The organism is Corynebacterium jeddahense, from assembly GCF_028609865.1.
In the GTDB taxonomy this organism is placed as follows: domain Bacteria; phylum Actinomycetota; class Actinomycetes; order Mycobacteriales; family Mycobacteriaceae; genus Corynebacterium; species Corynebacterium jeddahense.
Genome location: NZ_CP063194.1, coordinates 1,762,406 through 1,775,508 on the forward strand (window position 1 = coordinate 1,762,406; position 13,103 = coordinate 1,775,508).

Genomic DNA, 13,103 nt, shown 5'->3' on the forward strand with positions numbered 1-13,103 from the left:
GCTTGAAACGTAGGAAAGGTCACCCCTTGGCCCACGGAGCGCGCCGGATACAGGTACGCTTTGGGCTGTATAGCTTCCAACGTTTCAATGAGGAGACTTTAAGAAATGGCGCACTCAGTTGAGATGCCCGAGCTGGGCGAATCAGTCACCGAAGGCACGATCACCACGTGGCTGAAGGAAGTCGGCGACACTGTCGAGGTCGACGAGCCGCTGCTCGAGGTCTCCACCGACAAGGTCGACACCGAAATCCCTTCCCCGGTGGCCGGCGTGATCCTGGAGATCAAGGCTGACGAGGACGACACGGTCGAGATCGGCGACGTCATCGCCATCATCGGCGACGAGGGCGAGGAAGCTGACTCCTCCGACGACGCCGACAAGGACGAGAACAAGAAGGACTCGGACGACGACGCCAAGGACGCCGAGGTCGACAAGAAGACCGAGAAGAAGGAAGAGAAGCCGGCGAAGAAGTCCTCCGGCAAGAAGGCGTCCGGCGACGCCACCGACGTGGAGATGCCGGAGCTCGGCGAGTCCGTCACCGAAGGCACGATCACCACGTGGCTGAAGGAGGTCGGCGACGAGGTCGAGGTCGACGAGCCCCTGCTCGAGGTCTCCACCGACAAGGTCGACACCGAGATCCCGTCCCCGGTCGCCGGCACGCTCATCGAGATCCTCGCTGAGGAGGACGACACCGTCGAAGTTGGCGACGTGATCGCGCGCATCGGTGACGCCGACGCTGCGGGCTCCGCCGACGCCGACGAGGATGACGACGACGTCGCCGACGCCGACGAGGAGGTCGAGGACGACAACTCCGCCGAGGGCGAGGGCGACAACCCGGAGGACGCGCCGAAGAAGTCCGAGAAGAAGTCCTCTTCCAAGAACAAGAAGGGCTCCGGCGAGGGCACCAAGGTTGAGATGCCGGAGCTCGGCGAGTCCGTCACCGAGGGCACGATCACCACGTGGCTGAAGGAGGTCGGCGACCTCGTCGAGGTTGACGAGCCGCTGCTCGAGGTCTCCACCGACAAGGTCGACACGGAGATCCCGTCGCCGGTTGAGGGCACCCTCATCAAGATCCTCGCCGAGGAGGACGACACCGTCGAGGTCGGCCAGGCCATCGCGATCATTGGCGACGCCGAGGCGGCCGCCGACGAGGACGATGACGACGACGCCGACGACGCCAAGGAGTCCAAGTCCACCGACGCCGACACCGAGGACGTCGAGGCCGACGCCAAGGACGCCGAGGAGGCCGAGGAGACTGAGGAGTCCAAGGAGGAGCCGAAGCAGGACGAGAAGAAGCCGGAGAAGAAGGCTGAGAAGAGCGAGGGCGATTCGAAGAACGCCTCCGCGAAGGTGAACAACGGCGACAACGTCCCGTACGTCACCCCGCTCGTGCGCAAGCTCGCCGACAAGCACGGCGTGGACCTGAGCACGGTCGAGGGCACCGGCGTCGGCGGTCGAATCCGCAAGCAGGACGTCCTCGCCGCCGTCGAGGGTGGCAAGGCCGAGGGCGCCGCGAAGGGTGCCGACTCCAAGGCCGTCACCAGCGAGGCCGAAAAGGCCAAGGGCCCGCGCTCGAACTGGTCCACGAAGTCCGTGGATCCGGCGAAGGCGGAGCTCATCGGCACCACCCAGCGCGTGAACCGCATCCGCGAGATCACGGCCGCGAAGATGGTCGAGTCGCTGCAGACCACCGCGCAGCTCACCCACGTGCAGGAGGTCGACGTCACGCGCGTCGCGGAGCTGCGCAAGAAGGTCAAGCCGGCGTTCGTCGAGAAGCACGGCGTAAACATCACGTACCTCGCGTTCTTCGTCAAGGCCGCGGCCGAGGCACTGGTCTCCCACCCGAACGTCAACGCCTCCTACGACGCTGACGCGAAGGAGATCACGTACCACTCCGACGTGAACATCGGTATCGCCGTCGATACGCCGCAGGGCCTCCTCGTGCCGGTGATCAAGAAGGTGCAGGACATGAACCTCGCCGACATCGCGAAGGCGATCGCCGACCTCGCCGAGCGCGCACGCAACAAGAAGCTGCGCCCGGACGACCTGTCCGGCGCCACCTTCACGGTGACCAACATCGGTTCCGAGGGCGCGCTGCTGGATACGCCGGTGCTCACCCCGCCGCAGGCCGGCATCCTGGGTACGGCCGCGATTGAGAAGCGCCCGGTCATCGTGACCGAGGACGGCATCGACTCCATCGCGATCCGCCAGATGTGCTACCTGCCGTTCACCTACGACCACCAGCTCATCGACGGCGCTGACGCGGGCCGCTTCGTCACCACGATCAAGGACCGCATCGAGCAGGGCGACTTCGAGGCCGACCTCGACGTCTAACCCCTCCCGCTGAGCCCGGCGCCACAACGATCGGCGCCGGGCTTTGCCGTGCCGGCGTACAGTGGTGGCATGGCTCACACTTTTAAATCATTCCGCAACGACAAAGACCACTTCATGCGCCAAGCGCTTGGCGGCCTCGTCGCCGCCCACCCGTCCGCGCAGTGGCACGACGAGGGCTTCGTGGGGCTCATGCGGGACGCCGCCACCTCCGGCCCGCCCCGCGTCGCCGTCATCTCCGGCGGCGGGTCGGGCCACGAGCCGATGCACGCCGGGTTCGTCGGCACGGGCATGCTCGACGCCGCCTGCCCAGGCCTCCTGTTCACCTCCCCGAACGCGGTGCAGATCGGCGCGGCCACCGAGTGGGCTGATAACGGCGCGGGTGTCGTGCACGTGGTGAAGAACTACACCGGCGACGTCATGAACTTCACCGTGGCCGCCAACAGCACCAACGTCGACGTGGAGCAGGTGCTCGTCGCCGACGACGTGGCCACCGAGATCGACGAGGAGGATGACTCCCCGGGCCGACGCGGCACGGGCGCGACCATCATCGTGGAGAAGATCGCCGGGGCGGCCGCCGCCCGTGGCGACGGCCTCAAGGCCGTGGCCGAGGTGGCGCAGCGTGCCGCTGACCGGTCACGCTCCATGGCGGTGGCGCTGCAGCCGGGCCACTCCCCGACCAGCGACCGCGACACGTTCGACCTCGAGGACGGCCAGATCGAAATCGGCGTGGGCATCCACGGCGAGCCGGGCGTCGAGCGGCGCGAGACGGACGAGGACAAGCGGCCGAGCGCGGCGGCGTTGGTCGCCGAGCTCCTCGACGGCATCCTCGAATCGCTGGGCAAGGCCGGCGTCGACACCGACGGCGCGGAGGTGGCCCTCCTCGTCAACGGCCTCGGCGGCACGAGCGAGCTGGAGATGGACCTCGTCTTCGGCGAGGCGCTCACACAGCTCGCAGACCGCGGGGTCACGGTGCGCCGCGGGATCCGTGGCTCGCTGGTGACCTCGCTGAACATGGCCGGCATCTCACTCACGCTCACGATGCTCGACGAGGAGCTGCTCGAGCTTCTCGACGCCGAAACGTCCGCCCCGGCGTGGCCCGCCGTCGCGCGCGACCCGGAGTACGCCGACGCGCGGACGGTGGACGACGTGGAGCAGCCCGACGAGGGCGGGGAAAACGCGTGGCTCACTGCGTTCGTGGAGCGCCTCGCCGGGGGCTTCGACGACCTCACCGCGCTCGACCGGCAGGCCGGGGACGGCGACTTCGGGCAAAACATGGAGGCGGCCTTTGGTGACGTCGATACGCCGATAATGGGCTCGGACGCCGACGTGCTCAACTTCTTCGCCCACCGCATGCTCGTGCGCGCCGGCGGCACCTCGGGGGCGGTGCTGGGCACGCTCTTCCGCGCGATGGCGGACGCGTTCGAGGAGGCCGGGGTGGACTCGCGCGACGCGGACGGCGGCGCGTTCGCCGGGGCGCTCGCGGACGGGCTCGCGCGCGGCAACGAGCAGATCACCGACCTCGGCGGCGCGAAGGAGGGCGACAACACGCTTATCGACGCGCTCGCGCCCGCCGCGCAGGCCGCCAAGGACGCCGACGGCTCGGTGGACGATGTGCTCGAGCACGTCTTCGGCCCGGCGGTCGAGGGGGCGAAGTCCACGCGCGGGATGCAGGCGAAGAAGGGCCGCGCCTCGTACCTCGGCGGGAGCGCGAAGGACGTGCCGGACCCAGGCGCGATCGCGGTGACGTGGCTGTTCGGCGAGGCGGGCGTCGACGAGTTCTAGCCCCATCTAGACAGCTTTGTATGAAACTGGCTTGGGTGGGGGCGCGACCCGCTATGCTGATCCGTGGTTTGAACGTCCCCGGAGAAGGAGCGCCAGTTGGATTACATCGCCCGCCACATCGGCCCAGACCAGCACGAACAGCAGGAACTGCTGCGTGTGCTGGGGTACGACTCGATCGATGCGCTGATCGCGGCGGCGGTGCCGTCTGGCATCCTGGCAGACGGCCCGCTCGAGCTGCCGGAGGCGCTCACGGAGTACGAGGCGCAGGCGCGCCTGCGCGAGCTCGCCGGCAAGAACCGCGTGCTGCGCGCCTTCTACGGCCAGGGCTTTAACTCCACGCTCACCCCGCCGGTGATCCGCCGCGGCGTGGTCGAGGACGCCGGCTGGTACACCGCCTACACGCCGTACCAGGCGGAGATCTCGCAGGGCCGCCTCGAGGCGCTGCTCAACTTCCAGACGATGGTTGAGGACCTCTCCGGCCTCGACATCGCGAACGCCTCGCTGCTCGACGAGGCCTCCGCCGCGGCGGAGGCCGTCGGCCTCATGTCGCGCGTGGTGAAGAAGGGCCGCCGCGTGCTGCTCGACGCGCGCCTGCACCCGCAGGTGATCAAGGTCGCCGCCGAGCGCGCCCGCGCCATCGACCTCGAGGTCGAGGTGGCGAACCTCGCCGAGGGCGTCGTGGGCGAGGACCTCGTCGGCGCCGTGTTCGCCTACCCTGGCACCGAGGGCGACATCGCGGACCCGCGCCCGGTGATCGAGGCGATCCACGACCGCGGCGGCCTCGTCGCCGTCGATGCGGACATCCTCGCGCTCACCCTCCTCGAGTCCCCAGGCGAGCTCGGCGCGGACATCGCCATCGGCTCGACGCAGCGCTTCGGCGTGCCGCTGTTCTACGGTGGCCCGCACGCGGCGTACATGGCGGTGCGCGCGAAGCTGCAGCGCCAGATGCCGGGCCGCCTCGTCGGCGTGTCCAAGGACGCCGAGGGCTACCCCGCCTACCGCCTCGCGCTGCAGACGCGCGAGCAGCACATCCGCCGCGAGCGCGCGACGTCGAACATCTGCACCGCGCAGGCGCTGCTCGCCGTCACGGCGTCGATGTACGCCGTCTACCACGGGCCGGAGGGCCTCACCGCGATCGCGAGCGCCGCGCACCAGCGCGCCGCCGACTTCGCCACCGCCCTCGAGCAGGCCGGGGTGAAGGTGAAGCACGCGGAGTTCTTCGACACGGTCGCGGTGGAGGTGGGTGACGCGCCGGAGGTCGTCGCCAAGCTGGCGCAGGACGGCTACCTCGTGCGCGCGATCGACGCGACCACCGTCGGCGTCTCGTTCGGCGAGGACACCACCGACGCCGACGTCGCGGCGCTGCTCTCGGGTTTCGGCGCGCAGCCCGGCGCGGCCGGCGAGGCGCGGCTGCCGCAGGCGCTGGGGCGCACCACCGACTTCCTCACCCACGAGACGTTCAACCGCATCCACTCCGAGACGCAGATGATGCGCTACATCCGCGCGCTCGGCGACAAGGACCTCGCGCTCGACCGCACGATGATCCCGCTCGGCTCGTGCACGATGAAGCTCAACCCCACCGCGGGGCTGGAGGCCATCACGTGGCCGGAGTTCGCAAACGTGCACCCGTACACCCCCGACGAGTACACCGAGGGCTGGCGCGAGCTCATCGACGAGATCCGCTCCTGGCTCGTCGCCATCACCGGCTACGCGGAGGTCTCTGTGCAGCCGAACTCGGGCGCGACCGGCGAGCTCGCGGGCCTGCTGGCCATCCGCGGCTACCACGTGGCCAACGGCGAGACGGAGCGCGACATCTGCCTCATCCCGGCCTCGGCGCACGGCACGAACGCGGCGTCCGCGACGCTGGCGAACCTGCGCGTCGTAGTGGTCAAGACCGCCGAGGACGGCTCCATCGACATCGCGGACCTCGACGAGAAGCTGGCGAAGCACGAGGGCCACGTCGCGGCGATCATGCTCACCTACCCGTCCACGCACGGCGTGTACGAGGCGGACGTGCGCACCGTGTGCGACAAGGTGCACGCGGCCGGCGGCCAGGTCTACATCGACGGCGCGAACATGAACGCGCTCACCGGCATCGCGCGCCCGGGCGACTTCGGCGGCGACGTGAGCCACCTCAACCTGCACAAGACGTTCACCATCCCGCACGGCGGCGGCGGCCCGGGCGTCGGCCCGATCGGCGTGGCGGAGCACCTCATCCCGTTCCTGCCGGGCGACCCGAACGCGGCGCTGGATGGCGACGGTGGGGTGCCTGTGGCGTCGACACGCTACGGCTCGGCGGGCGTGCTGCCGATCTCCTGGGCCTACATCGCGATGTCCGGCGCGGCCGGGCTGCGCAGCGCGACGGCGCACGCGGTGCTCAACGCGAACTACATCGCGCGCCAGCTGCAGGACTCCTTCCCGGTGCTTTACACCGGCAACGAGGGCCTCGTGGGCCACGAGTGCATCCTCGACCTGCGCGAGCTCACCGACCAGTCGGGCGTGACCGCGGCCGATGTGGCCAAGCGCCTCATCGACTACGGCTTCCACGCCCCCACCCTCGCCTTCCCGGTCGCCGGCACGCTCATGGTCGAGCCGACCGAGTCCGAGGACCTCGCCGAGCTCGACCGCTTCATCGAGGCGATGCGCTCGATCCGCGCGGAGATCCAGGACATCATCGACGGGAAGATCGAGTACGAGAAGTCCGTCGTCCACAACGCGCCGTACACCGCGGCGAGCGTGATCCGCGACGAGTGGCCGTTCGAGTTCACGCGCGAGCAGGCCGCGTACCCGGTCGCGAGCCTCGAGCGGGCGAAGTACTTCCCGCCGGTGCGGCGTATCGACGAAGCCTTCGGCGACCGCAACCTGCAGTGCGCCTGCCCGCCGCCGGAGGCCTTCGACATCACGCCGGAGGTCGTCGAGGAAACCGACGTCGTGGTCGACGAGAAGAACGAATCGTACTAAGGAGAACCAGCTATGCCACAGACCCCGCTGCACGCCAAGCACGACGCCCTGCAGGCGTCCTTCACCGACTTCGGCGGCTGGACCATGCCGCTGAAGTACTCCTCCGAGCTCGAGGAGCACCGCGCGGTGCGCACCGACGTGGGCATCTTCGACCTCTCCCACATGGGCGAGATCGACGTGCAGGGCCCCGACGCCGCCGCCTTTTTGGACTACACCCTCATCTCCAACCTGTCTGCGCTCAAGGTGGGCAAGGCGAAGTACTCCATGATCGTGGCCGAGGACGGCGGCATCCTCGACGACCTGATCACCTACAAGTTCGCCGAGGACCACTTCATGGTCGTGCCCAACGCCGCGAACACCGCCACCGTGTGGGCCGCGTTCGAGGCGCGCAAGGGCGACTTCGACGTCGAGCTGCGCAACGACTCGGAGGCCATCGCGCTCGTCGCGGTCCAGGGCCCGCGCGCGCTCGAGGTGCTGCAGCCGCTGCTCAGCGACGACCCCGGCGCACTCTCCTACTACTCCGGCGCGTGGATGACGCTGCACGCCGAGCAGGGCGATGTCGATGTCTTCGTCGCCCGCACCGGCTACACCGGCGAAGACGGCTTCGAGCTGTTTATCGCCAACGCCGACGCCGCGACCGTGTGGGACGCCGTCGTCGGCGCCGGCACCCCGTGCGGGCTCGCCGCGCGCGACTCGCTGCGCCTCGAGGCCGCGATGCCGCTCTACGGCCACGAGCTCACCGCCGACATCACCCCGGTCGAGGCCGGGATGGGCCGCGCGTTTGCGAAGAAGGAGGCGGACTTCGTGGGCAAGGACGCGCTCGCCGGCCGCGAGCCGAGCGTTGTCATCGCGGGCCTGGCCTCCGAGCAGCGCCGCGCCGCGCGCGAGGGCTCGCAGGTCTTCCTCGCCGGCGGCGATGAGAAGATCGGCGTGGTCACCTCCGGCCAGCCGTCGCCGACGCTGGGCCACCCGGTCGCGCTCGCACACCTCGACCCGCAGCACGCGGAGGTCGGCACCGAGGTGGAGATCGACATCCGCGGACGCCGCTACCCGTTTACTATTGTCTCGACCCCGTTTTACTCCCGAGAGGACGCATAACCATGGCACTCAAGCCCGACTTCTACTACTCCGAGGACCACGAGTGGATCAACGCCACCCCGGATAACGCCGCGGGCCAGACCGTGCGCGTCGGCATCACCCACGTCGCCGCCGACCGCCTCGGCGAGGTCGTCTTCGCGGAGCTGCCGCAGGTCGGCGACACCGTCACCGCCGGCGAGACCTGCGGCGAGGTGGAGTCCACCAAGTCCGTCTCCGACCTCTACTCGCCGGTCACCGGCACCGTCACCGCCGTGAACGAGGACATCGACGGCGCGTACGAGGCCATCAACAACGACCCGTACGGCGAGGGCTGGCTCTTCGAGGTCGAGGTCGAGGAGGTCGGCCCGCTGCTCAGCGCCGACGAGTACGCCTCCGCCAACGGCGTCGAGGACTAGGGGTACTACGCTTGGGGCATGACTGCCCCGCGCGACCCGTTCTTCCCCGCCGACAAATCCATCCGAGCCTCAGACGCGCCCATTGACGTGCGCGAGCTGGGGCTCGTCGACTATCAGGAGGCGTGGGACCTCCAAGCGGACATCGCTTCTCGACGGGCCAAAGGCGAGCTACCCGACACCATCCTCGTCCTCGAGCACCCCTCCACCTTCACCGCCGGCAAGCGCACGCAGCCGGAGGACATGCCGGACCCGTCCTACCCCGTGCCGGTCGTGCCCGTGGACCGCGGCGGGCGCATCACGTGGCACGGGGAGGGCCAACTCGTGGTCTACCCGATCATCAAGCTCGCCGAGCCGGTGGACGTCGTCGACTACGTGCGCCGGCTCGAGGAGGCGCTCATCCAGGTCGTGCGCGCCGCGGGCGTGACCACGGCGGGGCGCATCGACGGCCGCTCCGGGGTCTGGGTGCCGGCTGAGACGCGGGCGGTGAGTCCGGAGGCGTCGATACGCGAGCGCAAAATCGCGGCCCTCGGCATCCGCATCACCCGCGGGGTGACCATGCACGGGCTGAGCCTGAACTGCAACAACACGCTCGAGCACTACGGGCACATCGTCGCGTGCGGCATCGACGACGCGGACGTGACCACCCTGTCGCTCGAGCTCGGCCGCGGCGTCGCGCCGGCCGAGATGGCGGGGCCCGTCGTGCGCGAGCTGGAGCGCGCGCTCGCCGGGGAGCTGGTGGTGGCGGACCACACGTTTGCCACCCGGCCCGACCCGTCCAAAGGTTTGACACGGAAGGTACGGTGAAAGGCGTGACTGTAGCACCAGAAGGCCGCAAGCTGCTGCGCGTTGAGGCGCGCAACTCGCAGACCCCCATCGAGACGAAGCCGCGGTGGATCCGCAACTCCGTGAAGACCGGTCCCGAGTACGAGGACATGAAGAAGAAGGTCAAGGGCGCGGGGCTGCACACGGTGTGCCAGGAGGCCGGCTGCCCGAACATCCACGAGTGCTGGGAGTCGCGCGAGGCGACCTTCCTTATCGGCGGGTCGCGCTGCTCGCGCCGCTGCGACTTCTGCGACATCGCCTCTGGGCGCCCCGACCCGCTCGACCGCGACGAGCCGCGCCGCGTGGCCGAGGAGGTGCGCGACCTCAACCTCAACTACTCCACCATCACGGGCGTGACGCGCGATGACCTCGAGGACGAGGGCGCCTGGCTCTACGCCGAGGTGGTGCGCAAGATCCACGAGCTCAACCCGCACACCGGCGTGGAGAACCTCACCCCGGACTTCTCCGGCAAGCCGGAGCTGCTGCAGCAGGTCTTCGAGGCCGAGCCCGAGGTGTTCGCGCACAACCTGGAGACCGTGCCGCGCATCTTCAAGCGCATCCGCCCGGCGTTCCGCTACGAGCGCTCCCTCGACGTGATCCGCCAGGCGCGCGACTACGGGCTGATCACCAAGTCCAACCTCATCCTCGGCATGGGCGAGACGCGCGAGGAGGTCCTCGAGGCGCTGCAGGATCTGGTCGACGCTGGCTGCGACATCATCACCATCACCCAGTACCTGCGACCGGGCCCGACGTACCACCCGATCGACCGGTGGGTGAAGCCGGAGGAGTTCATCGAGTACCGCGACGCCGCCTACGAGATGGGCTTCGGCGCCGTCATGTCCGGCCCACTCGTGCGCTCCTCGTACCGCGCCGGCAAGCTCTACGTCGAGGCGATGGCGCACCGGGGCCGCGAGCTGCCGGAGAACCTGAAGCACCTTGCGGAGACGTCGCAAGGCGATACCGCCCAGGAGGCGTCGACGCTGCTGAAGAAGTACGGCGCGTCCGCGGACCACCCTGTGCAGACCCGCTAGGGGTCTTTGGCCCGCGTGCGGGCCGTGGCATACAGTTGGGGCCATGGCTACGCAGGACAAGGCCGCGGCGAAAGCGGCGAAAAAGGAAGAGCGCGCCGCGAAGCGCGCGAAGAGCAAGGCGACACGGGGGCAGCTCAAGCAGGCGTTTGACATCCAGCGCAAGCGCGACAAGGCGCTCGTGCCCATCATGGTCGCCTGCGTCCTCGGCGGCGGCCTGCTCTTCTTCCTCCTCGGCATGTGGTGGGGCTGGAAGTGGTTCTGGCTCGTCATGGGCCTCATCCTCGGCGCGGTGTTGGCGATGTTCATCTTCTCCCGCCGCCTGGAGAAGTCGATGTACGAGGAGGTCGGCGACACCCCCGGCGCCGCCGGCTGGACGCTGGAGAACATGCGCAACACGATGGGCATCGTGTGGCTGACCAAGACCGGCGTGCAGGCCAACACCCACATGGACACCGTGCACCGCGTCGTGGGCAACCCCGGCGTGGTGCTCGTCGGCGAGGGCGACCCGAAGCGGCTCAAGCCGCTCATGCAGAAGGAGCGCAAGCGCGTGGAGCGCCTGCTCGCCGGCGTGCCGGTCTTCGAGGTCTACGCCGGCGAGGGCGAGGGCCAGGTGCGCACCCGCGACCTGCAGAAGCACCTGCTCAAGCTGCCGAAGAACTACCAGAAGGACGAGGTGTACAACTTCTCCGCCAAGCTCGACGCGATGGACTCGCGCACCCGCGGCGGCCAGCCGGCCGGCCTGCCCGGTGGCCCGCTGCCGAAGCAGGCGCAGAACATGGCGGGCATGAACCGCAAGATGCGCCGCATGCAGGAGCGCAAGGGGAAGTAAGCGCGCGTTTTCGAGCATGACTCAGCACCATTCAGAGATGGCCGCCGAGGCGAACACCTGCCTTCGCCTCGGCGGTTTGCTATTGGCCTCGGGCGCGGCGGGCTACCGCGTCATCCGGGCGGTGAAGCGCTGCGCGCGCTCGCTCGGCTTCGACAACGCCGACGTGCTCGTCGGCTTCAACACCATCAGCTGCACGTTCCACCGCGGCGAGGAGTTTCGCACCGTCGTCGCCGACATGCCGGTGCCGGGCGTGAACGCCTCGCGCATCGAGGCGCTCGAGTCGACCGCGCACAGCCTGCTGGCCAGCTACCGAACCGCGGACGAGATCAACGCGGCCCTCGATGAGATCGAGCGCATCCCAACCCCGCGCTGGGGCCTTCGCGTATCGACGGCTGCCGCCGGATTCGCCTGCGCCGGCTTCGCCGTGCTCAACCAGTTCGGCTACCTCGCCGCGGCGCTCGTCTGCCTCGCCGCTGCGGCCGGCCAGCTCGTCCGCGTGAAGCTGACGCACGCGCACTTCAACCAACTCGGCGTCACCATGGCCGCCGCGCTCGTCGCCTCTGTCTCGTTCCTCGCCCTCGCCGCGGTGCTGCCGGTCGACGACAGCATCGCCCCCGGCTTCGTCGCCAGTGTGCTGTTCCTCATCCCCGGGTTCCCGCTCTTCTCCTCCTTCGTCGACCTCGCGCGCTTCGACTTCACCGCCGGCATCCCGCGGCTCGTCTTCGCGCTCGAGATCATCGTCGTGACCATGCTCACCGTCTCGGTCGTGGCAATGCTCTCCGGTACGCCGGAGGCGCCGACGCAGGCCGTGCCGGACACCCTCGAGTTTTTCCTCGGCGGCGCGGTGGCGAGCTTCGTCAGCGTCGGCTGCTTCGCGCTGCTGTTCAACTCCTCGCGGCGGATGGCGCTCAGCGCGGCGGTGCTCGGGATGCTGGCGAACCTCGGCCGGCTCGTGCTGCTCGCCGCCGGGGTGCGCTCGTTCCTCGCCGCGTTCCTCGCGGCGCTGGCGATCGGGCTGGCGGGCAGCTGGCTCGGCCGCGCGACCGGCGTGCCGCGGGTGACGGTGACCATCCCGGCGACGCTGGTGATGATCCCGGGCACCGCGATCTACGCGGCGGTGCACAGCTTCGCTATCAGCGACATCACGGACGCGCTCACCCGGTTCACGGAGGTGACGTTCGTCGTCCTCTTCATCGCCGGCGGCCTGGCGGTCGCCCGCATGCTCACCGACCCGACGTGGGCGTTTTCCCGCTACATCGACTTCGACGCTGAGCTCGACGGGGTTCCTAGGCGCGAATGACCCCTAGGCGCGGATAACCGTCGTGTCGGTGACGCGGTCGTGCATCCCCCGGCCGTCGGCGTCGACAAGAGCCGCGGGCAGCACGAAGCCGGTGAGGATCGTGCGCACCGCCGCGCGCCAGAACCCGACGGGTTCCTCCTTGTCCACGCGCGCCACGCCCATCCCCAGCGCCGCCATACCCGGCGTGCGCGCGAAGAGCCACCCGCACACGATGCCGAGCACGATCCAGAGCAGGTACGTCACCGTCGCCTGGTCGCCGAGCGCGTGCGTGTTCTGGGTGATCAGCCACGCGGCGACGCCGCAGATGACCCAGTCGATGAACACCCCGCCCATGCGGCGCAGCACCGACGCCTGCGAGCCCGGGCCGTCCTTGGGCAGGCCGAGGAACTGTCCCGGGTACTCCGGGAGGGCGCCCTCGCCGGTGTACTGGTTCGGGATTTCTGGGCCGTTGCGCCAGTCGGGACGTCGAGAAGCTGCCATGCTCTATGAGACTAGCGGGGTGCGCGACTAGACTCGAAACTGCTTTTTTCAGCCGACCGACGAGGAGTACCGCC

The 13,103-nt window shown here is 69.3% G+C and carries 10 protein-coding genes; 9 read left to right on the forward strand and 1 reads right to left on the reverse strand.

Features of this window, described 5'->3' with window-relative positions; all coding sequences use genetic code 11:
• Window positions 1-105 precede the first annotated feature (105 nt).
• The 9 genes from sucB (at window position 106) to CJEDD_RS08595 (ending at window position 12,549) form a co-directional block, all read left to right on the forward strand.
• On the forward strand, window positions 106-2,331 hold the full coding sequence (gene sucB / locus CJEDD_RS08555) for a 2-oxoglutarate dehydrogenase, E2 component, dihydrolipoamide succinyltransferase (RefSeq protein ID WP_042405609.1): 2,226 nt from the start codon (window positions 106-108) through the stop codon (window positions 2,329-2,331).
• Window positions 2,332-2,400: 69 nt separating this feature from the next.
• Window positions 2,401-4,113, forward strand: a complete 1,713-nt coding sequence (locus CJEDD_RS08560; RefSeq protein WP_042405608.1) for a dihydroxyacetone kinase family protein — start codon at window positions 2,401-2,403, stop codon at window positions 4,111-4,113.
• A 96-nt stretch (window positions 4,114-4,209) separates the two neighbouring features.
• Entirely contained in the window at window positions 4,210-7,074 is a 2,865-nt protein-coding gene (gene gcvP, locus CJEDD_RS08565; protein ID WP_042405606.1) for an aminomethyl-transferring glycine dehydrogenase, read from the forward strand.
• A 12-nt stretch (window positions 7,075-7,086) separates the two neighbouring features.
• Complete coding sequence (gene gcvT, locus CJEDD_RS08570) at window positions 7,087-8,172, forward strand: glycine cleavage system aminomethyltransferase GcvT (protein WP_042405604.1); 1,086 nt, start codon at window positions 7,087-7,089, stop codon at window positions 8,170-8,172.
• A gap of 2 nt (window positions 8,173-8,174) precedes the next feature.
• Window positions 8,175-8,567, forward strand: coding sequence for a glycine cleavage system protein GcvH (gcvH, locus tag CJEDD_RS08575; protein ID WP_042405602.1), 393 nt, complete (start codon window positions 8,175-8,177; stop codon window positions 8,565-8,567).
• An 18-nt stretch (window positions 8,568-8,585) separates the two neighbouring features.
• Window positions 8,586-9,371 carry a lipoyl(octanoyl) transferase LipB gene (gene lipB / locus CJEDD_RS08580; protein ID WP_042405600.1) on the forward strand — a complete coding sequence of 262 codons (786 nt, stop codon included), beginning with the start codon at window positions 8,586-8,588 and terminating at the stop codon, window positions 9,369-9,371.
• A gap of 5 nt (window positions 9,372-9,376) precedes the next feature.
• Window positions 9,377-10,420: a lipoyl synthase gene (gene lipA / locus CJEDD_RS08585; protein ID WP_273657475.1), complete on the forward strand. Its 1,044-nt coding sequence runs from the start codon at window positions 9,377-9,379 to the stop codon at window positions 10,418-10,420.
• Between the two features lie 43 nt (window positions 10,421-10,463).
• Entirely contained in the window at window positions 10,464-11,249 is a 786-nt protein-coding gene (locus CJEDD_RS08590; RefSeq protein WP_042409600.1) for a DUF4191 domain-containing protein, read from the forward strand.
• Window positions 11,250-11,265: 16 nt separating this feature from the next.
• Complete coding sequence (locus CJEDD_RS08595) at window positions 11,266-12,549, forward strand: threonine/serine exporter family protein (RefSeq protein WP_042409603.1); 1,284 nt, start codon at window positions 11,266-11,268, stop codon at window positions 12,547-12,549.
• Window positions 12,550-12,552: 3 nt separating this feature from the next.
• Here CJEDD_RS08595 and CJEDD_RS08600 read toward each other — a convergent pair whose 3' ends face one another.
• Window positions 12,553-13,029: an RDD family protein gene (locus CJEDD_RS08600; protein WP_042409605.1), complete on the reverse strand. Its 477-nt coding sequence runs from the start codon at window positions 13,027-13,029 to the stop codon at window positions 12,553-12,555.
• Window positions 13,030-13,103: the final 74 nt, after the last annotated feature.